This window comes from Shewanella mytili, from assembly GCF_046765975.1.
GTDB classification, from domain to species: domain Bacteria; phylum Pseudomonadota; class Gammaproteobacteria; order Enterobacterales; family Shewanellaceae; genus Shewanella; species Shewanella mytili.
In genome coordinates, this window is the sequence record NZ_JBKOUD010000001.1 from 370,583 (window position 1) to 394,642 (window position 24,060).

A 24,060-nucleotide genomic window follows, 5' to 3' on the forward strand; every position below is an offset into this window, starting at 1 on the left:
GAAAACGCCATCAGCCCCTTGCATTACTGAAAGCCGAATGCCTGCTTGAGGGGCTTTAAAAAGCGCCTGGACACCGGCACTTTGGCACCGCTGTGAGTGGTGACTTCGGCGCCGGTATCCAGTACTTCAATTTCGGCAATGGCCGTGGGGGCTATCAGGTATTGCCGGTGGCAACGCAGCAGCGGCGTTTTTTCTTCCAGCACTTTCAAGGTAAGCTCGGTATGCACCTTTTCTTTGGCTGTGGCCACATGAATGCCGCAAAGATCGCTGAACACGTATTCCACATCCTTGACGGCAATAATCTTCAAACGATTGCCGCTAAAGCAGGGCAGGTGTTCCAGATAGCTGGGCACGATGGCATCCATGGCTTTGGGGCGTAAATCCCGCCGCACTTTTTCCAGGGTTTGTTGCAGGCGCTTTTCATCCAATGGCTTAAGCAGATAGTCAAAGGCATGATTATCAAAGGCCCGCACCGCAAACTCGTCATAGGCGGTGACAAATACCACCCGCGGCATGGTTTCCGGATCCAGCATGGCTATCAGCTCCATGCCACTGATGCGCGGCATCTGAATATCCAGAAAAAGCAAGTCCGGTTTGTATTTGCTGATGGCCTGCATGGCTTCTATGGCGTTGCTGCACTGGCCTACAATCTGTAAATCTCCGGCCTGACTCAGCAAGTCCGCCAGTTCCTGACGGGCATAGGGCTCATCATCAACAATCAGACAGCTAATCATGGCTTGATCCTTTATTGGGCAGGTGAATTTTAACCGTGGTGAAAACATCCGGCTCGTATTCTACGGTAACGCCGTATTCATCGCCGTACAGATTTTGGATCCGTTTGTGTACCAGATTCATCCCCAGCCCGTCCGAGTGGGATGATGGTTGATACAGGCCCGCGTTATCGGTCACCTCCAGATAGACGTCCTGCCCCTTTTTAAAGGCCTTTACCTCAATGATGCCGGTTTCCATCATGTGAGAGGTGCCGTGCTTTACCGCATTTTCAATAATGGGCTGCAGGGTGAAGGTGGGCAATTGCATGGCATATAACGCTTTGGGTATCTCAATGTGAACCTGGAGTTTATCGATGAAGCGGGCTTTTTCAATGGTCAGGTAAGATTCTATATGCTCCAGCTCATCCGCCAGGGAAACCAGCCCCGTGGTGCGTTTCAGGTTAATGCGCAAAAACTGGCTCAGCTGCTGCAATAACTGCCGGGCCTTGTCGGGATCCCGGCGGATGATGGCGCTGATGGTATTTAAGGCATTGAACAGAAAATGGGGATTGACTTGGGCCTGGAGCAGTTTGAGCTCAGCTTGCGTCAGCAGGTTTTGCTGTTGCTCAAAGCGGCCATAGAGGATTTGGTTTGACAACAAGCGGGCAATGCCTTCCCCCAACGTCCGGTTGATGTTGAGGAATAATTTGTTTTTGGGCTCATACAGTTTGATGGTGCCAATGACCTCATTATCGCTGCGCAGCGGGATGACCAGACTGGAGCCCAGCTTGCAGTTGGGTGAAATCGAGCAGGCGTAGGGAAGCTCCACGCCATCGGCAAACATCACTTTATTCTGGTGAATGGCATCCATGGTGATTTGCGATGAAATCGGAGTACCTGGCAGATGGTGATCGGCGCCAATGCCGATAAATGCCATCAGTTTTTCGCGGTCGGTAATGGCCACTGCACCCACTTTGGTTTCTTCGATCACAATCTGGGCAACCTGGGTACTGGTGACTTCATTGAAGCCTTTGCTCAGCAGCCCCACGCTGCGCTCTGCAATTTTCAATGCCTTGGTGGAAAAAGTGGAAGATAGCTTGTCAAACATGGTTTTTTGATCGCGCACCATGCTCATGAACAGCGCGGCCCCTAGGGAGTTGATCACCAGCATGGGCGGGGCGATTTGTCGCACCAGCTCCAGTGCCTCTTCAAACGGGTGGGCCAGCAGCAAGATAATGCACATTTGCATCATTTCGGCATAAAAGGTCACCAGTCCTACCAATAGCGGGTTGAAAACCTGCTCACTTTTGCCATGGCGCCTCAGGTAAAGATTGATCATGCCGGCGGTCAGGCCCTCCATGGTGGTTGATACCGCGCAGGCAATATCGGTAAAGCCCCCAAGGGTGTAACGATGCAGCCCTCCGGTCAGTCCTACCAGCAAGCCTGTGGTGGGGCCACCAAGCAATCCCCCCAATACCGCCCCCATGGCCCGGGTATTGGCAATGGCACCATGAGCCTGCTCACCAAAGTAAGTGGCCATGATGCAGAAGGCGGAAAACACCAGATAGATAAAAATCTTGTGGGGTAGGCGGGTGGAGTTTTCGGTAAATAGCTTGAATAGCGGCGTCTTACTGGTGAGGTAAACAATCACCAGATACAGGCACATCTGTTGGGTTAACGCGAGAATAAGTGGCATGGCAAACCTGCTCCGTCAGCGAACGTCACAATTTTCCCATATTGTGGATAAGAATCCTATATTGGCAGCATTATTGGGGTAAATTCGTGCCATTTTAAAATAAACATATAAAATACATCTATTGATGATTATTGAGATACGAACAGTGGGGATGCATATGAACGATTCTGTACACGGGCATGACGTACTGGCTTTATTGCTGGAGTACCCTCAGGGCATAAGCCTGCCAGACTTGCTGACGGCAATGGCCAAGCATTTTGGGGCCAATGCGCGCTATCACACCTGCAGTGCCCAGGACATGACCGCAGAAGCACTGGTGACGTTTTTGGCTAAAAAAGGGAAATTTGTTGAAACAGGAAAAGGCATTACGACAGACAGTAGCCTTATTTGCCAGCATTAACCGGGCTTTTTGGCAGGGGCTTGCTCCTGGCTCAGCAAGGCTTGCTGCTCCTCTTCTGACAACTCGCTGTAATAACGGATGAACATGCGCAGCAGCCGGGATTTTGCCAGCCCGGTAGCCTGCGCTACCTCTTCAAGTTTCTGGATGCTGGTTTCATTGAGGCTAAATGTGGCGTGGCGAAATTTACGGGATGAAGGCTTGTTACTTGACGCCAAATGTTGCAGGCGACTGGGTTTTCCGGCCGCATAACGTGTGGCCTCTTCAATAAAGTCTTCCACGGAGACCGGCTGGCGAGCCGGTTTTTTCCGCTTGCGTTTGAGATCAGTTAAGCTCATAGGAATTTTCCGGTGCAATGGCCAACAATTCATCTGCAATGGCACGAATTTCCTCTGCGGCTTTGCCCTCAGGATCCAGTTCAATCACGGAGGAGCCTTTTTCCTCGCTGTCATCATAAATGTTACGGTTGAAAGTCACCGCGTTCAGTACCCGCAAACCAAAAGACTGCACAACCTCTTTTGCCTCCAGAATGCGTTTGGCCTGGGTGGGCAGCGCCGGGCATTGGGTTAACACGATGGTTGACACCATTTTGGGATTTACCATCTTGCAGGTGCTGAGCATATCTTCCATGTGGGGCAGGGTTTTCAGATCCCGCCTTTTGGGACGTAACGGAATAACCACATAAGTTGCCACCGACATGGCCGCGCGCATGGCCAGATTGTCCTGGCCGCCACAGTCCACCACCACATAGTCAAAGCGTTGATCCAGGCTTAGCAGGTCGTTGCGGATTTTACCGTAGAGCTGGATGCAGTTGATGGCCGGCAAGGATGGGTCATTGTTGCGGGCCTGGATCCAATCGGAAGTGGTGCGCTGGGGATCACAGTCCACCATCAGCACATTGGCATTGAATTTCTGGGTAATGTGCACCGCCAGATTTTGCGCCAGGCAGCTTTTGCCGCTGCCGCCTTTTTCTCCCCCCACAAGCAGTATCATAAATCTTCCCCCTGATTAGATACTTGATTGCTAAAGTATAGAGCAGCCGGAACAACGTGATGATGTTTACAGTAACTGCATGGCAATATGGTAGCCTGCTGGATGTTCCGTGCAGCGGCAAACTTGGCCCTTGACGGTATTTTGTGCGTGACTGCCGTTGTTAAACGTCACGGCGACCAAGGCGCCAATCACAAAGGGTTTAGGATATTCAAACAATAACCCCTTGCGGGATAGGTCTATGCAGATTGCCGCATCCGAACAGTGCTTTTCGGTGTTGTCTTGCCAGTCGATGCGGATCTCCTCCGATTCTAAATCGACCCTTAGCGAGCCCCGCCGTTCCTTAAAATTTTCCTCATGATCATGACTCATAGGTTATCCCGGTAATAATGGTGTAAGACACCTTCGCAGCTAAAGAAGAGCATTCATGTTATCGCCAGTTAACCATAGCACAGAACCCTGTCACGCCAAGTGGTTGGGGGTTATGGGCACGATAAAAAAGCCCGGCAATTTGCCGGGCCAGGTGCTTAGCTGTCGTAATCCTGATTCTTGGGATAAGGCATCTTGATTTGCCCCCAGCGGATCACCACCACTGTGGTGGCCACTATGAGGGTTGACAGTGATACCGCCAGTACCCGCCAGTCTTCCATGGCTTTCATGTCAAGGATCAGGTAACGGGCCAATGCCACAATGGCGATGTACAACGGCATCCGTACCGGTAATTTGCCGGATTCGGCATAATTGGCCACCATGGCCAGTACTTCCAAATAGATGAACAGCAGCAGCAGATCGGCTAATTCCACCGCCATTTTGTCGACGAGATGAAATACTTCCTGTCCAATCGCCACAATGGTGGCAATGGCAATCAATAGCAATACAACGTGTTCAACTGCCTTCAGACTTTTGGAGCCGTATTTTCGATATAATTCCATGAAAACTCCGATAAAAAAGATACAGCTCTATTATCGACAAAAGCCCTTATTTATGGCATGGGAATATGCGTGATCTGTTTCACAAATTCGTCTTCGGTTATGTTTTTGTCATGGTAAAGCACGGCACGGTTTCAGCGGGTTCCCCTAAAAGGCATGGCTTCACAAGTCATCCGTAGCGTCATCCCCATCATGCAGGCAATTGGCACCGCGGGCGATTAACCGCGGTTTTAAGGGAGGCATGAAAGGATAAAGCGGGTGTTGCAATGTGCCATATCCAGCAAAAATGAACGGGTATGAGTGAAGCGACATTGACAAAAATGCCCTCAGCTTGTGGGGCATGAGGGCATTTGCTTTCGCGCCACAACGTGGCCGGGTATGTTTACTTCAGGGAGTCGCTCAGCAAGGGGCGGAAGCTTTTCACCAGCAGTGAAGTGGCTTTGGGGCCGCCAGCGACAACATTGCCTGATGCCAGGTATTTATAACCGCCTGACAGGTCCGTTACCGTACCGCCTGCTTCCCGTACAATCAGATCGCCTGCCGCGATGTCCCATGGTTTGAGACCAATTTCAAAAAAGGCATCCACACGTCCTGCTGCCACATAGCACATATCCAATGCGGCAGAGCCGGCACGGCGAATATCGGCACACAAAGAGAAGGCTTCTGCAAACAGTTGCAGGTAAGTATCGGTGTGTTGTCTTGCCTTGAAAGGAAAACCGGTTGCAACCAGGCTCAGGCGCAAATCGTTGGGATTGTTCACCCGCAGGCGGAAGTCATTCAGTTTGGCGCCCTGGCCACGGGTGGCGGTGAACAATTCGTCACGCACAGGATCGTAAACCACAGCGACTTCGGTTTTGCCTTTGTGTTGCAGGGCGATGGAAACGGCGAAATGGGGCAGGCCTTTGACAAAGTTATTGGTGCCATCCAGAGGGTCTACAATCCACAGATAATCCTGATTCTCACCGCGATTTTCACCGTTTTCCTCACCTACGATGGTATGGTCAGGATAAGATTTGCGGATCTGGTACACGATAGCGGCTTCAGCTTCTTTATCGATATTGGACACAAAGTCGTTCAGACCCTTGCTGTCCACTTGGATCCGGTCCAATTCAGTAAAACCACGCATAATAACCTGGCCCGCGGCACGTGCTGCGCGCACACCAATAGTGAGCATCGGATGCATTGCAATCCCCTGGATGTAAAAGAACGAAAAATGACCGGCGCATTATACTCTGACCAGCGAAGATGGCAACCGCCGAATTTTTTATCTTAAAAAATCACCCGCTATGTTAAGATTCGCCACCTGTTTTTCTGATGTGACATACGTTTCATGCTCAGCAATATTCGTGTGGTGCTGGTGGGTACCACTCATCCGGGTAATATCGGATCTGTGGCCAGGGCCATGAAAACCATGGGATTGTCTTCCCTGTACCTTGTCGATCCCCAAGTAGAGCCTGACGGCCAATCCATTGCCTTGGCGGCCGGGGCGTCTGATATCCTGAAAAGTCTGGTCAAAGTCGATACGTTGGATCAAGCTATTCATGACTGCGATCTGGTGATTGCCACCAGTGCCCGCAGTCGCACGCTGGAATGGCCGGTTGTGGAACCTCGGGAAGCGGCTGAAAAACTGGCCTTGCAAAGTCAGAGTAGCCCGGTGGCCATGGTCTTTGGACGTGAACGCAACGGCCTGAGCAATGAGGAATTGCAGAAATGCAATTATCACCTGCTGATCCCCGCCAATCCAGAGTACAGCTCACTGAATCTGGCCCAAGCCGTACAAATTGTCTGCTATGAAACCCGTATGGCCCATTTAAGCCAGCTGCAACAGGCACAGCAAACACCGGTGGCATATCCTTGTGCGGAAGATCACGAGCGTTTTTATGAGCACCTGCAGCGCACATTGCAAAAAACCGGTTTTATCATCAAGAATCATCCGGGGCAGGTGATGCAAAAACTGCGGCGGTTGTTTGCCAAGGCGCAAATTGAGACGCAGGAGCTGAATATCCTCCGGGGCATTCTGACCTCAATTGAAAAGAATGTGGTTGATAAGGACAGTAAAGAGTAGCCGAGGAACAGATATGGGTGCGATTTCAAGAATGAAAGAGGATATTCAGTCCATCTACCATCGGGACCCCGCTGCCCGCAGTGCATTGGAGATCCTGCTGAATTACCCTGGCATGCATGCCATCTGGATGCATCGCGTCAGCCATAAACTGTGGCGTGGCAAGTTTTATTTCCTGGCCCGCTGCCTGTCCACCTTTTCCCGCTGGGCTACTGGGGTGGAAATTCATCCCGGTGCGGTGATTGGCCGTCGTTTCTTCATTGACCACGGTATGGGCGTGGTTATCGGTGAAACCGCAGAAATCGGTGACGACTGCACGCTTTATCATGGGGTTACGCTAGGGGGAACCACCTGGAAAGCCGGCAAGCGCCATCCCACACTGGGCAACAACGTGGTGATTGGTGCCGGCGCCAAAGTGCTGGGGCCCATTGTCATGCACGACGGTGCCCGGGTGGGCTCCAACTCGGTGGTGGTAAAGGATGTTCCCAAAGACACCACGGTGGTGGGTATTCCTGGCCGGGCGGTAACGGCCGCCACACCACAGTCGAAAGAGAAAAGCGCCCGGCGCAGCGCCATGGCGAAAAAATATGGCTTTGATGCCTATGCGGTATCACCGGATAATCCAGATCCGGTTGCCAACGCCATCGGACAGATGCTGGATCATATGCACCTGATGGATTCCAAAGTGGCTGAATTGTGCCTGGCCGTGCAGAATATGGGCGGTTCGGTGTGTACCGAAAGGCTGCCACAACTGGATGTGGGCGATTTTTGTGAAGCGGAATTGGCCGCTGCGGAAAAACGTCAACAGGCACTGGATGCTTTTGATCCGGAAATCTAATTTTTTGTAGTTAAATGTGAACTCACAGCATTGAATCCTGACGGCTAAAAATGTTAAATACCCTACCAAGCCGTCAGGGTATTATCCATAAAGAAAGTAAGCCATTACCCGAGTAATAAATAGGGTCTTATACTTGACTAAATTACTAGGTTATGGTGGAATTTAAACATCTCCAATCAAGAGCTGTGGTGTTTTCATGAAACTGACATCTAAAGGTCGTTACGCAGTCACTGCAATGTTGGATGTGGCCATCCACTCGACTCAGGGACCTGTCCCTCTGGCAGATATCTCCGAGCGCCAAGGCATTTCTTTATCTTATCTGGAACAACTTTTTGCCAAACTGAGAAAGCAGGGGCTGGTGGCCAGTGTTCGTGGCCCTGGGGGCGGTTATCGTCTTGGGCGCGAAGCTGCTGAAATTTCAGTGGGCATGGTGGTTAACGCCGTGGATGAATCGGTGGATGCCACTAAATGTCAGGGGCGTTCCAATTGCCAAAGCGGCACCCGTTGCCTGACCCATTCCCTCTGGGGTGACTTGAGTAAACAGATTTCCGATTTTTTAAACGGTATCAGTCTTGCTGCATTAATGCATAAGCGGGATGTGCAGTATATTTCCGTGAAACAAGACCAGGTACACCAGGAGCAAGAACGGATAAGTGCCTGAGCGCTTTCCCCTTGCTTAAACAAATAATGATAATTGTACGTTGTATGTAGCCTCAACAGAGACTGCGCAGTACGGAGTGTGTAATGAAGCTTCCTATTTATTTGGATTATGCCGCAACAACCCCGGTTGACCCGAGAGTTGCTGCAAAAATGGCACAGTACATGACAATGGACGGTATTTTCGGTAATCCCGCATCCCGTTCTCACCGTTACGGTTGGCAGGCTGAAGAGGCCGTTGATGTGGCACGTAATCAGGTTGCAGACCTGATTAATGCCGACCCCCGCGAGATTGTATTTACCTCCGGGGCCACCGAATCTGACAATCTGGCGATTAAAGGCGCTGCTTATTTTTATCAGAAAAAAGGCAAGCACATCATCACCAGCAAAACCGAACATAAAGCCGTACTGGATACCTGCCGTCATCTGGAGCGCGATGGTTTTGAAGTCACTTATCTGGACCCAGACAGCAACGGCTTGATCCCTTTGGAGCGCATTGAAGCCGCCATGCGTGATGACACCATTCTGGTCAGCATCATGTTCGTGAATAACGAAATCGGTGTGGTGCAGGATATTGATGCCATTGGCGAACTTTGTCGCAGCAAGGGGATCGTCTTCCACGTGGATGCCGCTCAGGGCGCTGGTAAACTGCCGCTGGATGTGCAGCAAACCAAAGTGGATCTGATTTCCATCTCCGGCCACAAAATGTATGGCCCTAAAGGCATCGGGGCACTGTATGTGCGCCGTAAACCCCGTATCCGCCTGGAAGCCCAAATGCACGGTGGCGGTCATGAACGGGGCATGCGCAGCGGTACCTTGCCAACCCACCAGATTGTGGGCATGGGCGAAGCCGCCGCCATTGCCAAAGCCGAAATGGCCACTGAAAATCAGCGCATTCGCCACCTGCGGGACAAACTGTGGAACGGCATCAAGGATATTGAAGAAACTTATGTCAATGGTGACATGGAACACCGGGTTTACGGCAGTTTGAATGTGAGCTTCGCCTATGTGGAAGGCGAGTCACTGATGATGGCCCTGAAAGATCTGGCCGTGTCTTCAGGCTCTGCCTGTACTTCTGCCAGTCTGGAGCCCAGCTACGTACTGCGGGCACTGGGGCTGAACGATGAAATGGCACACAGTTCCATTCGTTTCACCATTGGCCGTTACACCACAGAAGAAGAGATTGATTACGCGATAGAAACCATCAAGAACTCTATCGGCAAGCTGAGGGAAATGTCTCCTTTGTGGGAGATGTTCAAGGATGGGGTAGACCTCAATCAGGTGCAGTGGGCAGCCCACTAACTTCCCAGCAGACAGATGAATTTGGAGCAGTATTATGGCTTACAGTGAAAAAGTAATTGACCACTACGAGAATCCTCGCAATGTGGGCTCATTTGACAAGAACGATCCTTCCGTTGTCACCGGCATGGTGGGCGCGCCCGCCTGCGGTGACGTGATGAAACTGCAGCTGAAGATCAACAACAGCGGCATTATTGAAGATGCCAAATTCAAAACCTATGGCTGTGGCAGCGCCATCGCGTCCAGCTCACTGGTGACCGAATGGGTGAAAGGCAAATCCGTAGAGGAAGCCGCCACCATCAAAAACAGTGACATTGCTGAAGAACTGGCATTGCCACCGGTTAAGATCCACTGTTCAATCTTGGCTGAAGACGCCATCAAGGCGGCATTGGAAGAATACAAATCCAAAACACAGAAGTAAGCCGGGAGTTTGACATGGCTGCAATATCAATGACGTCGGCAGCGGCGGACAGGGTACGTACTTTTTTGCAAAACCGTGGTAAGGGATTGGGCCTGCGTTTGGGCCTGAAAACCTCCGGCTGCAGCGGTATGGCCTATGTCCTGGAGTTTGTTGATGAACTCAATGAAGATGATGAAGTCTTTGAGATCGACGGCGTTAAGATAATCGTTGATGCCAAGAGTCTGATTTATTTGCAGGGGATTGAACTGGATTTTGTCAAAGAAGGCCTTAATGAGGGCTTCAGGTTCAATAACCCGAATGCTAAAGGGGAGTGTGGTTGCGGCGAGAGCTTTACCGTTTAAGCTCCCTGCAACCGTAGTACGCTTATGAACTATTTTGAGTTGTTTGAGATCCCTCAGACTTTTGAAGTTGACACCGCTGAACTGGCAGAACGCTACCGGGAGCTGCAAAAAGCAGTGCATCCGGACAAATTTGCCAATGCCAGTGAACAGCAAAAACTGCTGGCAATTTCTAAAACCGCCCAGGTCAATGACGCTTTCCAGACGCTAAAGGATCCCATCCGCCGCGCCGAGCATATGCTGTCATTGCGGGGCGTCGATATGAACAACGAATCCACCACCATGAAAGACACTGGCTTTTTGATGCAGCAGATGGAGTGGCGTGAGGCGTTGGCAGACATCCGTGACAATGCCGATCCAGAGCAGGAAATTAATGCGCTGGAACAGGCGTTTGCGGCTTATCGCCAGCAGTTGCTGGACAGTCTTAAGCAGTTGTTAGCCGATGAGCAAAGCGCTGCGGTAACTTTAGCGGCAGATCAAGTCAGAAAACTGAAGTTTATGGCAAAATTGCGCGACGAGTTAATTCGCATTCAGGATGCTTTGTACGATTAGCTTCGGGATTTTTGACGCGAAGGTAACTGAAATTGGCTCAATCTGATTGGGCCAATTTTTTAACGAAGAATGGAACATTATGGCACTTTTGCAAATTGCTGAACCTGGCCAGATGGCGGCACCCCATCAACACAAATTGGCAGCCGGGATTGACCTTGGCACAACCAATTCGTTGGTGGCCTCGGTGCGTAGTGGTCAGGCAACAACCTTACCAGATGAAACGGGTCATCACGCCTTGCCCTCGGTTGTGCACTATGGCACCGAATCCCTGACCGTGGGAGCCGCGGCGCTGACCCAATCAGCGCAGGATCCGGAAAACACCATTGTTTCCGTTAAGCGCTTCATGGGGCGCTCACTGGCCGATATACAAAAGGGTGAACAGCGGTTCCCCTATCAGTTTGAAGCCAGCGACAACGGCCTGCCCATTTTTGTTACTGCCAGCGGCAAGGTCAATCCGGTGCAGGTGTCGGCAGAAATCCTGCGGCCATTGATTGCCCGGGCAGAAGCCACGCTAGGGGGCGATCTCGAAGGCGTGGTGATAACCGTGCCGGCCTATTTTGATGATGCGCAGCGCCAGGGCACCAAAGATGCCGCCAGTTTATTGGGGATAAAAGTGCTGCGCTTGCTCAATGAGCCTACTGCCGCAGCCATTGCCTATGGCCTGGACTCAGGACAAGAGGGTGTCATTGCCGTGTATGATCTGGGCGGCGGCACTTTTGATATCTCCATTTTGCGCCTTAATCGCGGGGTGTTTGAAGTGCTGGCCACCGGCGGGGATTCCCGTCTGGGGGGCGATGATTTTGATCACCTGCTTGCCAACGCATTGCGGCAACGTTTGGGATGCAGCGAACTGAACCGGCAACAGGAGCGCCAATTGCTGATGGAAGCGCGCCGGGTCAAAGAAGCGTTGAGTCAGGCAGACAGTGTTGAGGCATCACTGACCGTGGATGGTAAGACACTGCAAGGCAGTATCAGCCGCAGCGAATTTGATGCACTGATTTTACCTTTGGTACGCAAAACCATCAGCAGTTGTCGCAAAGCCTTGCGAGATGCCGGGGTTGATGCCGCTGAAGTCCTGGAAACCGTCATGGTCGGCGGTTCCACCCGTGTGCCTTTGGTACGTGAGCAAGTGGGCGACTTTTTTGGCAAAGTGCCCCTGACCAGTATTGACCCTGATCGGGTGGTTGCCATTGGCGCTGCGGTTCAGGCCGACATTCTGGTGGGTAACAAACCGGATTCAGAACTGCTGTTGCTGGATGTGATCCCACTGTCCCTTGGCATTGAAACCATGGGTGGGCTGGTGGAAAAAGTGGTACCGCGCAACACCACCATCCCGGTTGCCAGAGCCCAGGAATTTACCACCTTCAAGGATGGCCAGACCGCCATGGCCATTCATGTGGTGCAAGGGGAGCGGGAACTGGTCAGCGATTGCCGCTCATTGGCCCGCTTTACCCTGAAAGGCATTCCGCCAATGGCTGCCGGTGCCGCCCATATCCGGGTGACCTTCCAGGTGGATGCCGATGGGCTGTTAAGCGTATCGGCCATGGAAAAATCCACCGGCGTGCAGTCCAGCATTCAGGTAAAACCTTCATTCGGGCTGTCTGAAAACGAGATTGCCGGCATGATCAAGGACTCCATGACCTACGCCAAAGCGGATATTGAATTGCGGATGCTGACCGAACAGCGGGTAGAAGCTGCCCGGGTGATTGAGTCACTGGGCTCCGCCTTGCAGCAAGATGGCGGGTTACTCACAGCAGATGAGCGCGCAGTGATAGACAATGCCATGCAGGCATTGGCAAACGCTGCTGCCGGAACGGATGCCGATGCAATTGAAACGGCGATTGCCAGAGTGGATGGTGTCACCCAGGATTTTGCTGCCAAAAGGATGGATAATTCAATCAAGGCCGCACTGAAGGGTCAGTCGGTTGACAAAATATAGGTGAAATCATGCCTCAGATAGTGTTTTTGCCCCATGAGGACTTATGTCCTGATGGTGCCGTGGTAGAAGCCCAAACCGGAGAGTCCATTCTGGATGCCGCTTTGCGTAATGGTATTCAGATAGAACATGCTTGTGAAAAATCCTGTGCTTGCACCACATGTCATGTCATCATTCGTGAAGGTTTCGATAATCTTGAGCCCAGCGATGATTTGGAAGATGACATGCTGGATAAGGCCTGGGGATTGGAACCCGACAGTCGTCTTTCTTGCCAGGCTAAAGTCGCCGATGAAGATCTGGTGGTGGAAATTCCCAAATATACCGTAAACCAGGTAAGTGAAGGCTAACAGGGAAAGACAGGCACAATCCCCGGCGGCTTGCGGATGAACCGTCTGCAGCGTTAACGGGGGTGGCGACCGGTCATTTTGTAATTGGAGGACCTATGTCTTTGAAATGGGTTGACTCTTTGGATGTGGCACTGGAATTGCTGGAAGCACATCCGGATGTTGAACCGCAAAATGTGCGCTTTACCGATCTGTATGAATGGATTTTGGCGCTAGATGCGTTTGATGATGATCCACAACGTTGTAACGAGCAGATCCTGGAAGCGATTTTACAATGCTGGTTGGATGAAAAATAAGCGCCAAGGCGCAGCATGAAAGGGTGGCTTTGGCCGCCCTTTGTTATCTTTAGCACATTATGATTAACTCATTATGTGGCAACTTCGCATAAAGCGCGCGCTTTGTGAGATTGAATTAGGATTTGTCACATTTATTACGTATAATCCGCGCGAATTTCGAAAACTCGCAGATTAAGGATCTAGTCATGGCGATTGAACGTACTTTTTCTATCATCAAGCCCGATGCCGTTGCCAAAAACCACATTGGCGCTATCTATAACCGTTTTGAAAGCGCCGGTTTGAAAATCGTTGCCTCCAAAATGGTACACCTGACCAAAGAGCAGGCTGAAGGTTTTTACGCTGAACACGCCGAACGTCCTTTCTTTGGCGCATTGGTAAGCTTCATGACTTCAGGCCCCATCATGGTGCAGGTACTGGAAGGTGAAAATGCCGTAATGGCAAACCGTGAAATCATGGGCGCAACCAACCCAGCTGACGCTGCCCGCGGTACTCTGCGTGCAGATTATGCCAACAGCATTGATGAAAACGCCGTGCATGGCTCTGATGCCCTGGCATCTGCCGAGCGTGAAATCGCATATTTCTTTGCTGCTGATGAAATCTGCCCACGCACTCGCTAATAAGCCTTTACTGCGGCGCAAGTCGCAGCGCATCGCTTAGACAGAAATAGGCAAGAAATGGACAAGAAATCCGGTGATTGATGTCACCGGATTTTTTTGCCCAGATTTTTCATCATCTGCCAGCGTCAGTGCATGTTACCTTGCGAGCATGTGGCTCGTGCTCGCAGCTAGGTTATTCACCATTGAAAAACGGGCAAGGGGGCTTGGCGCTGTTGATGATGGCGTTTTGCCTCTGGGGGGGATTATTGCAGGTAAGGCCCTGGATCATTTTCATGCAGAATGCTGATGGCATAAAAAACGCCTGCTGGGTAAATGGCAGGCGTTTTTTTGCACCGGCAACCAGGTACCGGTGATTACCCTGGCAGGGGTTAATGACTGAGCCGCAACTCTTGCCGGTGTTCGTGGGCGTAGTGCTCAGAACAATGCTGGCATCGCTGCTCTGTCGGATCCATCGCCAACCGTTCCGGTTCAATCTCATTTTCGCAATCGGCACATAAGCCATACAGCCCGAGGTCCAGCTGACATTGTGCAGCATCCAAACGGTTGAGCCTGTTATACAGGGGATGATGGCACAGTTCAGCCTTGACCATGGCATCAATGATCTCGCTAATGGACCTTGTTGCCCAGTCGGCATTAAGCTCAGTGATTGCGTGTCTGAGTTCCGTCTCTATGGCCGACAATCTTTGTCTTATCTGGGAACCACTCACTCTTTACCGCCTTTCGCTTGCTTATGGACTTATTAGTCTAATTGGCACTAATGGCTCAACTATGATGCGGATCAAATCCTGTTGAGATTTCCGATGATGCAAATCAAAAGCTTGGCAAAGAGGCCATTACGGCCCGAATGACCGCTGCTCAAGTGGCGTTTAACAGTGTATCCACAATGGCTTTGGTGGTTTTATGCACACGCAGCTCGCGAAACAGCACGTCGGCTTGCGGGTACTGGCGGTTAAGATAACTGAACCACTGTTTTATGCGACCGGGGAAATAATCCTGTCGGGGTTGGCGTTGCTGCTGGCGGGTGTATTCCAGCAATAATGCCAGGGTTTGCGGCCAGTCATAGGGGGACTGGTCATCTTTAATGTGCGCTGCCAGATTGGGCAGGGTAATGGCACCGCGCCCCACCATCACGCTGTCGCAGCCGGTCTGTGCCATGCAGCGCAGGGCATCTTCCCGGTTCCAGATTTCACCATTGGCAATAATCGGAATGGGCAGTCGTTGGCGAATTTCGGTAATGTATTCCCAGTAGGCAGGCGGACGGTAACCGTCCACTTTGCTGCGGGCATGGACAGCAAGTTCATTGGCGCCAGCTTCATAAATGGCCAGTGCATTTTCCATGAATAACGCTTTGTCGTTATATCCCAGACGGATTTTGGCGGTAACCGGATGTTCAGCAGGCACCGCCTGGCGCATGGCTTTCACAATCCGGTAGATTTGTTCCGGCTCTTGCAGCAATACGGCGCCGCCCTTGCTGCGGTTCACCATTTTTGCCGGACAGCCAAAATTGGCATCCACGCCATGTGAGCCAAGTTCAATGGCTCGCTGCGCATTTTCTGCCATCCATTGGGGATTTTGCCCCAATAGCTGTATGCGAACGGGGGTGCCGCTTTGGGTGTAACCGCCGTGGGCCAGCTCCGGGCACATCCGCAAAAAGACTTTTTCAGGCAGCAGCTGATCCACAATGCGGATAAACTCGGTCACCATCAAATCATAAGGATTGATGGCTGACAGCAGGTCTCGCATCAGGTGATCGACTACCCCTTCCATCGGGGCCAGAATGACTCGCATGTATTGTTTCATGGTGGTGATGACAGGCGCGCATTCTACCTGATAGTGATGATTTGCCCAACGTGCTTTTGATGGTGAGTGGCACCCTGGCAGCGCCTGTTGCTAAGATATTAATCCGGCTTTCTTTTTTATAGGGTTGAGCATCTTTAATGATTAAACGCGGCCTGCTGTCTGTGGCGGGCATTCTCAGTTTGTTATTGGGCATACTGGGCATGGCGCTCCCCGTATTACCCACCGTGCCGTTTGTGTTGCTGGCAGGGTTTTGTTTTGCCCGTTCAAGCCCTGCATTGCACAACTGGTTGTTACGGCATCCGTGGTTTGCTCAGTCCTTGAGCGATTGGCAGCGGCAGCGGGCCATGCGCTCCGCCCTGAAACGTCGTGCTTTACTGCTTAGCGTGTGCAGTTTCAGTCTCAGTTTATGGTGGGTGTCCAGCTACTGGGTTAAAGGGGTATTGTTTCTTATCTTTATGATCTTAATTGTCTTTTTATGGCGAATTCCGGTTGTGGATCCCTCCCGGAAAACGCTGGCTGATGACGGCGAATAAGGGATATTGCGCCCAGGCACACAATGGGATAATGGCAGTTGCAACTGGCTGCAAAGGGGCTTAAGCTTGAGCCGGATTTTGAAGACGCGGTCCACCTCGGTGTGGACCTTTTTGTTGTATAAGCCGGTATTGCCGGAAGATTAAGTAATAAAACTATGGCCATTAACCCCGACAGCCTAGCGCTGATAAAGCAAAGCATAAAAACTATTCCTGACTATCCCAAAGCCGGAATTTTGTTTCGTGATGTGACCAGTTTACTGGAAGACCCGGTAGCGTATCAGGCGACCATTCGCGCCTTCGTGGAACATTACAAAGATGGCGGCTTTACCAAAGTGGTGGGCACAGAAGCCCGCGGTTTTCTGTTCGGGGCGCCGCTGGCGCTGGAACTTGGCGTAGGTTTTGTGCCGGTGCGCAAGCCCGGCAAATTGCCCCGCGAAACCATCAGCGAAACCTATGAGCTGGAATATGGCCACGACACGCTGGAAATGCATGTGGATGCCATTGTGGATGGCGACAAGGTCCTGGTTGTGGACGACTTGCTGGCGACCGGCGGCACCATTGAAGCCACGGTTAAACTGATCCGGCGTCTTGGCGGCGAAGTCAGCCACGGCGCATTTGTCATTTCCCTGCCGGATATCGGCGGTGGCACACGCCTGCAGTCCTTGGGGTTGGAAGTCATGACCCTGTGCGAATTTGAAGGCGAATAATCGTCTTTGTCTCCAGTGCGGGATCGCCGGGTAGCATGTCACTCTGGCACATGTTATTGTTTGGCGATCCACGGAGCTTGCTCCCGTCATACGAAGTTTTTTTATTCTGGGGAGTTTCATGTCCTATCAGGTATTGGCCCGCAAGTGGCGACCTGCCAGTTTTGAACAGATGGTCGGGCAGTCTCATGTGCTGCACGCCCTGACGAACGCCTTAAATCAGCAACGATTGCACCACGCCTATCTGTTTACCGGCACCCGTGGGGTGGGTAAAACCAGTTTGGCGCGCCTGTTTGCCAAAGGGCTCAACTGCGAGCAGGGCATTACCGCCACGCCTTGTGGCAAATGCAGCGCCTGTCAGGAGATTGCCCAAGGGCGTTTTGTGGATTTGATAGAGGTGGACGCCGCCTCCCGCACCAAGGTGGACGACACTCGGGAATTATTGGATAACGTGCAGTACCGTCCCACCCGGGGCCGCTTTAAAGTCTACCTGATAGACGAAGTGCACATGTTGTCTCGCAGCAGTTTCAACGCGCTGCTGAAAACCCTGGAAGAGCCGCCTGAACACGTAAAATTCCTGCTGGCCACTACCGACCCGCAAAAACTGCCGGTTACCGTGTTATCCCGCTGTTTGCAATTCAATCTCAAAAGCCTGACACAAGACGAGATAACCCGGCAGCTGAACCATATCCTTACCGCGGAAAAACTGCCCTTTGAGTCCCCGGCGCTGACACTGCTGGCCAAGGCGGCCAATGGCAGTATGCGTGACGCCCTGAGCCTGACAGATCAGGCCATTGCCTTTGGTGCGGGGCAGATACAGCTGCAACAAGTACAGACCATGCTGGGCGCCATTGACGAGCGGCAGGTCATCTCGTTATTGCAGGCGCTGGTGGCCGCAGACATTGAACCCCTGATGCTGGAAGCCGGACGGATTTTGGCCTTTGGCGCCGATGCCAATGAAGTGCTGCGCAGTTTGTTGGAGCTGCTGCATCAGGTCGCCCTGACCCAGTTTGCGCCGGCGGCATCCCAGTTGTCCCTGTATGCCACGCAAATCCAGGAATTTGCAGAACAGTTATCGGCAGAGCAGGTGCAGCTTTATTACCAGCTATTGCTGCAGGGGCGCAAAGACCTGCCATTTGCGCCAGACCCGAAATCCGGGCTGGAGATGGCATTGCTGCGCTGTGTGGCATTTCGGCCGGAAACGCCGCCGAAACGCTGGGGTGATGTACCGTCAACAAAGGTACCGCCAACAAAAGTGCCGTCAACCAATCAAGTGTCGCCAACAAAGGTGCAGATGACGCCTGTCATGGCAGCCCAAGACCACGTTGTGCCATCCCCCGTTACCGCGCAGGCGCCAGACAGCCAAGCGTCAGCCCATCATGGGGCAATGCCGGCAACCGCCGGTGAAAGTACCGTGGCTTCTGAACCGGCCCCCATTGCCACCGAGGCTGATGCCTTGGCCGCTGAGCAGGCATTGATCCTGTCCCAGGCCCAGAGCATGGGGCATGGCTATCAGGCAGCTGATGCTCGAGCGGCTGAGCCTCATTACACCTCCGGTGATGAGACAAGCGCCGGCGATGATGGCCCGTTAGCGGATGTCGGCGATGTCTTGACCGGCGATATGTTTGCCACAACACAGACCGTATCCCCTGGGGCGAAGCCCGCGCCTGCTGCCGGGCCGCAGGATGACGAACCAGCGTGCCCGCCAAGTGAAGCTGATGCGCCCTTGTTTGGCGATGCCATGCTGGATCAGGTGCTGGCCACCCGCGAGCAACTGTTGCAGGATATTGATGCGTTAACCATTGATGATGAAGCCCCAGTAGCCGTGCTGCCCGAGGGCAAGCACCCAAAGCGGCATGCCGATAGTGGCGAATCCCTGTCAGGTGAGGGAAATAGTCATCACGCCGGGGTGCCTTCAGACAGTCAGGACCTCTCAAAAAAAAACGCTGAAACTGAGGAGCCCCTCGTCGATGCAGGCCCTTTAGCGGTATTTGACCAGGCACCTGCAGATGAAGGATTATCGCCAGATGGCAGTTTGGTCGCACCGGCCCGTGATTCTGATGATGCATCCCCATCACCCATGGCGGCCACGGGCAATCATTTGCAAAAGGCGCCAGCCGAGCCTGAGGTTGAGGCAATGCCTGACAGCGATGCCATCGCTGCAACAGGTGAAGCAATGTCGCCGGAATGTCACGCTTCTGACTCAGAGATGGTTAATGCAACAAGTGCCGGGGCGTTATCTTCGGCAACCTTGGCATCCCCCCAGGGAAATGCCGCGGATTTGGGCTGGTACAAACTGGTGTCATCGCTTCCCATCCGGGGCAGGGTAAGGCAGCTGGCCGCCCATTGTGTGTGCCTGTCGCTGAACGAAAGCTGCCAGTTATTGCTAAAACCTGATCAGAAACATCTGGCCGCCAGCGCCGCCGTGGCCACCTTGCAACAAGCCGTGGCCGAGGCGTTACAGCAGCCGGTACAGGTGGAATTCAGTGTGGGGAGCGACCCCTCACGGGAAACGCCGCAGGAAATTCGCCAGCGTTTCAAGCAGGAACTGCTGGCGCATGCGGCGCAAAAAATACAGGATGATGAGCATGTGCGCTGGTTGGCAGAGCACATGGGCGCCACACTGGAGCCGGACTCTGTCAGTTATAACCCGGAGCAACTGGCGCAAAAAACCGCACTTATTGCCGATGGCACGTTACCTAAGTGATACAAGGCGGTTTGTATGGCCTCATGGATTGCCAAGTGCAATTATTTGGGTAAGATCAGCAGACTTTAACCTGTCACTCACTGTTAATTAAAGAGATCACATATATGTTTGGAAAAGGTGGAATGGGCAACCTGATGAAGCAAGCCCAAATGATGCAGGAACGTATGGCCAAAATGCAGGAAGAGATCGCCCGCATGGAAGTCACCGGTGAGTCAGGTGCTGGACTTGTGAAAGTGACCATGACCGGCAGTCACAATGTCCGCAAGGTTGAGATTGACCCCAGCCTGCTGGAAGATGACAAAGAGATGCTGGAAGACCTGATCGCCGCAGCCTGCAACGATGCCGCCCGCCGAGTGGAAGAAACCCAGAAAGAAAAAATGGCCCAAGTGACCGGTGGCATGCAGTTGCCGCCAGGAATGAAAATGCCGTTTTAAGCATGATGGCACGGATGAAACGATGAAATTCAGTCCATTGGTGGATGAGCTTATCCAGTCCCTGCGCTGTTTGCCCGGCGTTGGCCCCAAGTCGGCCCAGCGCATGGCGTTTCAGTTATTGGAGCGGGACCGCAAATCCGGGTTGCAGCTGGCGGATGCGCTGGATAAAGCCATGAAGGATGTGGGGCACTGCCAGTGTTGCCGCACCTTTACCGAAGAGCCGTTGTGCCCCATTTGCAGCAGCGCCAAACGGGGACATGCCGACACCATTTGTGTGGTGGAAACCCCGGCGGATGTGCTGGCCATTGAAGCTGGCGGCTATTACAGTGGCCGTTACTTTGTCCTGCTGGGGCATTTGTCACCCCTGGATGGCATCGGGCCGGACGAGTTGGGGTTGTCCTTGTTGGAGCAGCATCTGGCAGGTGGCAATATTCACGAACTCATCCTGGCCACCAATCCCACCGTGGAAGGGGATGCCACCGCGCATTTCATTGCGGATATTGCCCACCGTTATCAGGTGAGTGTGAGCCGTATTGCCCATGGGGTGCCTGTGGGCGGCGAGCTGGAATATGTAGACAGCACCACGCTGGCCTTGTCGTTCAACGGCCGTTTGCCCCTTTAACTGTCGGTTTGCGTGCCATTTTTGCGAAGAAAGCCCTGCCTGTGCGGGGCTTTCCTGTTTTCGTTTTCGGCTTTTATAACGCCTTCCCCTTGAAAAAAATACCCTTGGCCCCATGTTAAGCAACAGGTCCAATTTTGGTGTGTTTTTACCATTAGTTAGCGATAAACGAAGGAACAATTCATGTCACAACAAGAAACTCTTGGTTTTCAGGCTGAAGTGAAGCAGCTTTTGCATTTGATGATCCACTCTTTGTATTCCAACAAAGAGATTTTCTTGCGTGAACTGGTGTCTAACGCCGCAGACGCTGCCGACAAGTTGCGTTATCTGGCGTTGACTGATGATTCACTGTACGAAGGTGATGGCGAACTGCGGGTGCGCATTACCACCGATAAAGACAAAGGCACAGTGACCATTGAGGATAACGGCATCGGTATGAGCCGCGATGGGGTGATTGAACATCTGGGCACCATTGCCAAATCCGGCACGGCCGAATTCTTTAAAAACCTGTCCGGGGATGCCGCCAAGGACTCCCAGTTGATTGGTCAGTTCGGGGTGGGCTTCTACTCAGCCTTCATCGTGGCTGACAAAGTGGTGGTTCGCACCCGTGCGGCAGGCGCGAAGGCTGAGGATGCCGTGCAATGGGAATCCAGCGGTGAAGGCAGCTTCACCATTGAAAACATTGTCAAACAAGACCGCGGTACGCAAATCGTGCTGTACCTGCGTGAAGAGGAAAAAGAGTTTGCGGATGACTGGCGCCTGAAGTCCATCATCACCAAATACTCCGATCACATCTCCATTCCGGTAGAAATGTGGCAAGAAGGCACTGAGGAAAAAGACGGGCCTGACGGTGAAAAAATTCCTGCGACAGAAGGCCATTGGCAGGTAATGAACAAAGCCACCGCGTTGTGGAACCGTAACAAATCCGAGATTTCTGATGAAGAATATCAGGAGTTTTACAAGCACATTTCCCACGATTTCACCGACCCATTGCTGTGGAGTCATAACAAGGTGGAAGGTAAGCAGGAATACACCAGCTTGCTGTACATCCCTGCCAAAGCGCCTTGGGACTTGTGGAACCGCGATTACAAGCACGGGCTGAAACTGTTTGTGCAGCGGGTTTTCATCATGGATGACGCCGAGCAGTTCATGCCGTCTTACCTGCGCTTCGTAAAAGGCCTGATTGACTCCAATGATCTGCCGTTGAACGTTTCCCGGGAAATCCTGCAGGATAACAAAATCACTCAGTCACTGCGCAGCTCCCTGACCAAACGGGTACTGGGCATGCTGGAAAAACTGGCCAAGGACGACAGCGAAAAATACCAGCAGTTCTGGACCGAGTTCGGTCAGGTACTGAAAGAAGGCCCGGCGGAAGACTGGAGCAACAAAGAGCGCATTGCCGGTTTGTTGCGCTTTGCGTCAACCCACAACGACAATGCCGAGCAGAATGTATCGCTGGATGCCTACATTGAGCGCATGAAAGAAGGCCAGCAGCATATTTATTACATTGCGGCTGACAGCTACGAAGCCGCCGCCCACAGCCCCCATCTGGAACAGCTACGCAAAAAAGGCGTGGAAGTGCTGTTGCTGTCTGACCGTATCGACGAATGGCTGATTAGCCATTTGACTGAATACAAAGAAAAACAGCTGCATTCCGTTACTCGTGGCGACTTGGATTTGGGTGAGCTGGAAGATGCGGAAGAAAAGGCCGAAAAAGAGAAGCTGGTCAGTGAATCCGAAGGTTTGGTAAAACGCCTGCAGGATGCATTGGGTGACAAGGTGCAGGAAGTGCGCATTACCACCCGTCTGACCGACACCCCGGCATGTGTGGTGGTGGGTGAGGGTGAAATGTCCACCCAGATGATAAAATTGATGCAGGCTGCCGGGCAGCCGGTACCGGAAGTGAAACCGATTTTTGAAATCAACCCGGCACATCCGCTGGTGCAGCGCTTGAATGACGAACAGGATGAAGCCCGTTTTGCTGACTGGAGTCAGCTGTTACTGCAGCAGTCCTTGTTGTCGGAAAAAGGCAGCTTGTCAGATCCGTCAGCCTTTGTGGGGCTGGTGAACAGGATGTTGTTGGACAGTTTTAAATAATCCACAAGAACAGGGCCTTTTCGGCCCTTTCTTTATGGCAGGTGATGCCCGGCTTATTTGTGCGGCGCGCCGGAATCACCCACGATGACCGCCCGGAAACACACTCCGGCAATCAGGATGAAAAGCACTATGGAACTCACCCGCGATAATATCCAGCAGGTACTGGAACTCTCCAATCAGCAGCTGGTGGCTGTGGTTTTTTGGGCTGAGCAGATGCCTGAAAGCAAAACCCTATTGCAAACCATGACACAACTGGCCACCGCATTTCCCGGTCAGTTGTCTGTGGCCTCGGTAAACTGTGAAACTCAACTGGAGCTGGCTTCTTACTTTCAAATTCGCAGCTTGCCCACCACGTTGTTATTGAGTCAGGGGCAACCATTGGATGGTTTTGCCGGCGTGCAGCCCAAAGAGCAGATTATGGAAATGCTGCAAAAACATCTGCCGGCGGCGTGGGAGCTCAAACTCAAAGAAGCCCAGGGCTTATTGCAGCAAGGTGATTTTCAGGCCGCACTGCCACTGCTAAAAGAGGCGTATGCCGAGGAAACCGACGCCCCTGTAGCGCTGGCTTATGCGGATGCCAGCTTGCAAAGTGGCGATTTAACCGGGGCCAAAACCCTGCTGGCCACCATTAAGCTTGCCGATCAGGACAGTTACTATAACTCATTGATGGCACAGCTGGATTTGGCAGAAAAAGCCGCTGACACCCCGGAAATCCGGGCCCTGCAACAGGCCTTGGCCGCCCAGCCGGATGATTTGGCGCTGGTGCAGAAACTGGCGACCGCCCTGCATCAGGCGCACCGTGACGAAGAAGCGCTGGCATTGTTATTCCATCCGTTATCAGCGGATCTTAATGCCGCTGATGGCGCCATAAAACAGCAGTTGCTGACACTGTTGTCAGCATTGGGGCAGGGCAATGCCCTGGCGGGGCAGTACCGCCGTAAACTTTACAGCTTATTGTACTAATGATTGTATTGTTTTAAGCCAATATGGCCGCAGAACCTTCAGCATAATCCCATGTTAACTGAAGAATTTATTGCCGTATTGTGACCTTGTTACGGCGAAGGTCGAAGCCAAAAACCTTCTC

At 52.4% G+C, this 24,060-nt stretch carries 29 protein-coding genes; 20 read left to right on the plus strand and 9 right to left on the minus strand.

Features of this window, described 5'->3' with window-relative positions:
* Window positions 1–23: 23 nt before the first annotated feature.
* Together btsR and ACIDEJ_RS01675 are read right to left on the minus strand one after the other, a co-directional pair.
* Window positions 24–734, minus strand: a complete 711-nt coding sequence (btsR, locus tag ACIDEJ_RS01670; protein ID WP_411986346.1) for a two-component system response regulator BtsR — start codon at window positions 732–734, stop codon at window positions 24–26.
* Window positions 727–2,406 (minus strand): LytS/YhcK type 5TM receptor domain-containing protein, encoded by a 1,680-nt coding sequence (locus ACIDEJ_RS01675; RefSeq protein ID WP_411986347.1) that lies wholly within the window; start codon window positions 2,404–2,406, stop codon window positions 727–729. The genes btsR and ACIDEJ_RS01675 overlap by 8 nt, the downstream gene beginning before the upstream one ends.
* A 157-nt stretch (window positions 2,407–2,563) precedes the next feature.
* Here ACIDEJ_RS01675 and ACIDEJ_RS01680 point away from each other — a divergent pair, with 157 nt between their 5' ends.
* Complete coding sequence (locus ACIDEJ_RS01680) at window positions 2,564–2,806, plus strand: YecH family metal-binding protein (RefSeq protein ID WP_411986348.1); 243 nt, start codon at window positions 2,564–2,566, stop codon at window positions 2,804–2,806.
* Here ACIDEJ_RS01680 and ACIDEJ_RS01685 read toward each other — a convergent pair.
* The 5 genes from ACIDEJ_RS01685 to suhB all read right to left on the minus strand — a co-directional run bounded on the left by ACIDEJ_RS01685 (window position 2,803) and on the right by suhB (window position 5,905).
* Entirely contained in the window at window positions 2,803–3,141 is a 339-nt protein-coding gene (locus ACIDEJ_RS01685) for a replication protein RepA (RefSeq protein ID WP_411986349.1), read from the minus strand. The two genes, ACIDEJ_RS01680 and ACIDEJ_RS01685, sit on opposite strands and share 4 nt — an antisense overlap.
* A complete protein-coding gene (locus ACIDEJ_RS01690; RefSeq protein ID WP_411986350.1) occupies window positions 3,128–3,796 on the minus strand; it encodes an AAA family ATPase in 669 nt (222 codons plus the stop codon). The genes ACIDEJ_RS01685 and ACIDEJ_RS01690 overlap by 14 nt, the downstream gene beginning before the upstream one ends.
* Window positions 3,797–3,862: 66 nt before the next feature.
* A complete protein-coding gene (locus ACIDEJ_RS01695) occupies window positions 3,863–4,165 on the minus strand; it encodes a PilZ domain-containing protein (protein WP_411986351.1) in 303 nt (100 codons plus the stop codon).
* Between the two features lie 155 nt (window positions 4,166–4,320).
* On the minus strand, window positions 4,321–4,725 hold the full coding sequence (locus ACIDEJ_RS01700) for a phosphate-starvation-inducible protein PsiE (protein WP_411986352.1): 405 nt from the start codon (window positions 4,723–4,725) through the stop codon (window positions 4,321–4,323).
* Between the two features lie 379 nt (window positions 4,726–5,104).
* Complete coding sequence (suhB, locus tag ACIDEJ_RS01705; RefSeq protein ID WP_411986353.1) at window positions 5,105–5,905, minus strand: inositol-1-monophosphatase; 801 nt, start codon at window positions 5,903–5,905, stop codon at window positions 5,105–5,107.
* 147 nt (window positions 5,906–6,052) lie between these two features.
* Here suhB and trmJ point away from each other — a divergent pair, with 147 nt between their 5' ends.
* The 12 genes from trmJ (at window position 6,053) to ACIDEJ_RS01765 (ending at window position 14,368) form a co-directional block, all read left to right on the plus strand.
* Window positions 6,053–6,787 (plus strand): tRNA (cytosine(32)/uridine(32)-2'-O)-methyltransferase TrmJ, encoded by a 735-nt coding sequence (gene trmJ / locus ACIDEJ_RS01710; RefSeq protein ID WP_411986354.1) that lies wholly within the window; start codon window positions 6,053–6,055, stop codon window positions 6,785–6,787.
* Between the two features lie 13 nt (window positions 6,788–6,800).
* The gene (cysE, locus tag ACIDEJ_RS01715) at window positions 6,801–7,622 is read left to right on the plus strand and encodes a serine O-acetyltransferase (RefSeq protein ID WP_411986355.1); all 822 of its coding nucleotides are present in this window, start codon (window positions 6,801–6,803) and stop codon (window positions 7,620–7,622) included.
* Between the two features lie 196 nt (window positions 7,623–7,818).
* The gene (gene iscR / locus ACIDEJ_RS01720) at window positions 7,819–8,283 is read left to right on the plus strand and encodes a Fe-S cluster assembly transcriptional regulator IscR (RefSeq protein WP_411986356.1); all 465 of its coding nucleotides are present in this window, start codon (window positions 7,819–7,821) and stop codon (window positions 8,281–8,283) included.
* Between the two features lie 83 nt (window positions 8,284–8,366).
* Entirely contained in the window at window positions 8,367–9,581 is a 1,215-nt protein-coding gene (locus tag ACIDEJ_RS01725) for an IscS subfamily cysteine desulfurase (protein ID WP_411986357.1), read from the plus strand.
* Between the two features lie 34 nt (window positions 9,582–9,615).
* Complete coding sequence (gene iscU / locus ACIDEJ_RS01730; RefSeq protein ID WP_411986358.1) at window positions 9,616–9,999, plus strand: Fe-S cluster assembly scaffold IscU; 384 nt, start codon at window positions 9,616–9,618, stop codon at window positions 9,997–9,999.
* A gap of 14 nt (window positions 10,000–10,013) precedes the next feature.
* The gene (gene iscA / locus ACIDEJ_RS01735; RefSeq protein ID WP_411986359.1) at window positions 10,014–10,340 is read left to right on the plus strand and encodes an iron-sulfur cluster assembly protein IscA; all 327 of its coding nucleotides are present in this window, start codon (window positions 10,014–10,016) and stop codon (window positions 10,338–10,340) included.
* Window positions 10,341–10,364: 24 nt separating this feature from the next.
* Window positions 10,365–10,889 carry a co-chaperone HscB gene (gene hscB, locus ACIDEJ_RS01740; RefSeq protein ID WP_411986360.1) on the plus strand — a complete coding sequence of 175 codons (525 nt, stop codon included), beginning with the start codon at window positions 10,365–10,367 and terminating at the stop codon, window positions 10,887–10,889.
* Window positions 10,890–10,968: 79 nt separating this feature from the next.
* Window positions 10,969–12,828 carry a Fe-S protein assembly chaperone HscA gene (hscA, locus tag ACIDEJ_RS01745; protein ID WP_411986361.1) on the plus strand — a complete coding sequence of 620 codons (1,860 nt, stop codon included), beginning with the start codon at window positions 10,969–10,971 and terminating at the stop codon, window positions 12,826–12,828.
* 8 nt (window positions 12,829–12,836) lie between these two features.
* Entirely contained in the window at window positions 12,837–13,172 is a 336-nt protein-coding gene (fdx, locus tag ACIDEJ_RS01750; protein ID WP_411986362.1) for an ISC system 2Fe-2S type ferredoxin, read from the plus strand.
* Between the two features lie 95 nt (window positions 13,173–13,267).
* Entirely contained in the window at window positions 13,268–13,465 is a 198-nt protein-coding gene (gene iscX, locus ACIDEJ_RS01755; protein WP_411986363.1) for a Fe-S cluster assembly protein IscX, read from the plus strand.
* Window positions 13,466–13,650: 185 nt separating this feature from the next.
* The gene (gene ndk / locus ACIDEJ_RS01760) at window positions 13,651–14,082 is read left to right on the plus strand and encodes a nucleoside-diphosphate kinase (protein WP_411986364.1); all 432 of its coding nucleotides are present in this window, start codon (window positions 13,651–13,653) and stop codon (window positions 14,080–14,082) included.
* Between the two features lie 73 nt (window positions 14,083–14,155).
* Complete coding sequence (locus ACIDEJ_RS01765) at window positions 14,156–14,368, plus strand: hypothetical protein (RefSeq protein WP_411986365.1); 213 nt, start codon at window positions 14,156–14,158, stop codon at window positions 14,366–14,368.
* Between the two features lie 82 nt (window positions 14,369–14,450).
* On the opposite strand, the gene ACIDEJ_RS01770 is transcribed toward ACIDEJ_RS01765, so the two are convergent.
* Together ACIDEJ_RS01770 and dusC are read right to left on the minus strand one after the other, a co-directional pair.
* Window positions 14,451–14,789 (minus strand): TraR/DksA C4-type zinc finger protein, encoded by a 339-nt coding sequence (locus ACIDEJ_RS01770; RefSeq protein ID WP_411986366.1) that lies wholly within the window; start codon window positions 14,787–14,789, stop codon window positions 14,451–14,453.
* A 148-nt stretch (window positions 14,790–14,937) separates the two neighbouring features.
* On the minus strand, window positions 14,938–15,870 hold the full coding sequence (gene dusC, locus ACIDEJ_RS01775; protein ID WP_411986367.1) for a tRNA dihydrouridine(16) synthase DusC: 933 nt from the start codon (window positions 15,868–15,870) through the stop codon (window positions 14,938–14,940).
* A 149-nt stretch (window positions 15,871–16,019) separates the two neighbouring features.
* Between dusC and ACIDEJ_RS01780 the strand changes: the two genes are divergently transcribed.
* The 7 genes from ACIDEJ_RS01780 (at window position 16,020) to ACIDEJ_RS01810 (ending at window position 23,939) form a co-directional block, all read left to right on the plus strand.
* The gene (locus tag ACIDEJ_RS01780; protein WP_411986368.1) at window positions 16,020–16,415 is read left to right on the plus strand and encodes a YbaN family protein; all 396 of its coding nucleotides are present in this window, start codon (window positions 16,020–16,022) and stop codon (window positions 16,413–16,415) included.
* 155 nt (window positions 16,416–16,570) lie between these two features.
* Entirely contained in the window at window positions 16,571–17,122 is a 552-nt protein-coding gene (apt, locus tag ACIDEJ_RS01785; protein ID WP_411986369.1) for an adenine phosphoribosyltransferase, read from the plus strand.
* Window positions 17,123–17,240: 118 nt separating this feature from the next.
* Window positions 17,241–19,826, plus strand: a complete 2,586-nt coding sequence (gene dnaX / locus ACIDEJ_RS01790; protein ID WP_411986370.1) for a DNA polymerase III subunit gamma/tau — start codon at window positions 17,241–17,243, stop codon at window positions 19,824–19,826.
* 104 nt (window positions 19,827–19,930) lie between these two features.
* Window positions 19,931–20,260, plus strand: a complete 330-nt coding sequence (locus ACIDEJ_RS01795; RefSeq protein ID WP_411986371.1) for a YbaB/EbfC family nucleoid-associated protein — start codon at window positions 19,931–19,933, stop codon at window positions 20,258–20,260.
* Between the two features lie 22 nt (window positions 20,261–20,282).
* Complete coding sequence (gene recR, locus ACIDEJ_RS01800) at window positions 20,283–20,882, plus strand: recombination mediator RecR (protein WP_411986372.1); 600 nt, start codon at window positions 20,283–20,285, stop codon at window positions 20,880–20,882.
* A 180-nt stretch (window positions 20,883–21,062) separates the two neighbouring features.
* Window positions 21,063–22,976, plus strand: coding sequence for a molecular chaperone HtpG (htpG, locus tag ACIDEJ_RS01805; RefSeq protein WP_411986373.1), 1,914 nt, complete (start codon window positions 21,063–21,065; stop codon window positions 22,974–22,976).
* Between the two features lie 117 nt (window positions 22,977–23,093).
* Window positions 23,094–23,939, plus strand: coding sequence for a tetratricopeptide repeat protein (locus ACIDEJ_RS01810; RefSeq protein ID WP_411986374.1), 846 nt, complete (start codon window positions 23,094–23,096; stop codon window positions 23,937–23,939).
* The last annotated feature ends 121 nt before the right edge of the window (window positions 23,940–24,060 follow it).

Excerpts from the sequence above, each read along its gene's own strand:
- btsR (WP_411986346.1), bottom strand. The coding sequence starts at position 734 with ATGATTAGCTGTCTGATTGTTGATGATGAGCCCTATGCCCGTCAGGAA.
- ACIDEJ_RS01675 (WP_411986347.1), bottom strand. The coding sequence starts at position 2,406 with ATGCCACTTATTCTCGCGTTAACCCAACAGATGTGCCTGTATCTGGTG.
- ACIDEJ_RS01680 (WP_411986348.1), top strand. The coding sequence starts at position 2,564 with ATGAACGATTCTGTACACGGGCATGACGTACTGGCTTTATTGCTGGAG.
- ACIDEJ_RS01685 (WP_411986349.1), bottom strand. The coding sequence starts at position 3,141 with ATGAGCTTAACTGATCTCAAACGCAAGCGGAAAAAACCGGCTCGCCAG.
- ACIDEJ_RS01690 (WP_411986350.1), bottom strand. The coding sequence starts at position 3,796 with ATGATACTGCTTGTGGGGGGAGAAAAAGGCGGCAGCGGCAAAAGCTGC.
- ACIDEJ_RS01695 (WP_411986351.1), bottom strand. The coding sequence starts at position 4,165 with ATGAGTCATGATCATGAGGAAAATTTTAAGGAACGGCGGGGCTCGCTA.
- ACIDEJ_RS01700 (WP_411986352.1), bottom strand. The coding sequence starts at position 4,725 with ATGGAATTATATCGAAAATACGGCTCCAAAAGTCTGAAGGCAGTTGAA.
- suhB (WP_411986353.1), bottom strand. The coding sequence starts at position 5,905 with ATGCATCCGATGCTCACTATTGGTGTGCGCGCAGCACGTGCCGCGGGC.
- trmJ (WP_411986354.1), top strand. The coding sequence starts at position 6,053 with ATGCTCAGCAATATTCGTGTGGTGCTGGTGGGTACCACTCATCCGGGT.
- cysE (WP_411986355.1), top strand. The coding sequence starts at position 6,801 with ATGGGTGCGATTTCAAGAATGAAAGAGGATATTCAGTCCATCTACCAT.
- iscR (WP_411986356.1), top strand. The coding sequence starts at position 7,819 with ATGAAACTGACATCTAAAGGTCGTTACGCAGTCACTGCAATGTTGGAT.
- ACIDEJ_RS01725 (WP_411986357.1), top strand. The coding sequence starts at position 8,367 with ATGAAGCTTCCTATTTATTTGGATTATGCCGCAACAACCCCGGTTGAC.
- iscU (WP_411986358.1), top strand. The coding sequence starts at position 9,616 with ATGGCTTACAGTGAAAAAGTAATTGACCACTACGAGAATCCTCGCAAT.
- iscA (WP_411986359.1), top strand. The coding sequence starts at position 10,014 with ATGGCTGCAATATCAATGACGTCGGCAGCGGCGGACAGGGTACGTACT.
- hscB (WP_411986360.1), top strand. The coding sequence starts at position 10,365 with ATGAACTATTTTGAGTTGTTTGAGATCCCTCAGACTTTTGAAGTTGAC.
- hscA (WP_411986361.1), top strand. The coding sequence starts at position 10,969 with ATGGCACTTTTGCAAATTGCTGAACCTGGCCAGATGGCGGCACCCCAT.
- fdx (WP_411986362.1), top strand. The coding sequence starts at position 12,837 with ATGCCTCAGATAGTGTTTTTGCCCCATGAGGACTTATGTCCTGATGGT.
- iscX (WP_411986363.1), top strand. The coding sequence starts at position 13,268 with ATGTCTTTGAAATGGGTTGACTCTTTGGATGTGGCACTGGAATTGCTG.
- ndk (WP_411986364.1), top strand. The coding sequence starts at position 13,651 with ATGGCGATTGAACGTACTTTTTCTATCATCAAGCCCGATGCCGTTGCC.
- dusC (WP_411986367.1), bottom strand. The coding sequence starts at position 15,870 with ATGCGAGTCATTCTGGCCCCGATGGAAGGGGTAGTCGATCACCTGATG.
- ACIDEJ_RS01780 (WP_411986368.1), top strand. The coding sequence starts at position 16,020 with ATGATTAAACGCGGCCTGCTGTCTGTGGCGGGCATTCTCAGTTTGTTA.
- apt (WP_411986369.1), top strand. The coding sequence starts at position 16,571 with ATGGCCATTAACCCCGACAGCCTAGCGCTGATAAAGCAAAGCATAAAA.
- dnaX (WP_411986370.1), top strand. The coding sequence starts at position 17,241 with ATGTCCTATCAGGTATTGGCCCGCAAGTGGCGACCTGCCAGTTTTGAA.
- ACIDEJ_RS01795 (WP_411986371.1), top strand. The coding sequence starts at position 19,931 with ATGTTTGGAAAAGGTGGAATGGGCAACCTGATGAAGCAAGCCCAAATG.
- recR (WP_411986372.1), top strand. The coding sequence starts at position 20,283 with ATGAAATTCAGTCCATTGGTGGATGAGCTTATCCAGTCCCTGCGCTGT.
- htpG (WP_411986373.1), top strand. The coding sequence starts at position 21,063 with ATGTCACAACAAGAAACTCTTGGTTTTCAGGCTGAAGTGAAGCAGCTT.
- ACIDEJ_RS01810 (WP_411986374.1), top strand. The coding sequence starts at position 23,094 with ATGAAAAGCACTATGGAACTCACCCGCGATAATATCCAGCAGGTACTG.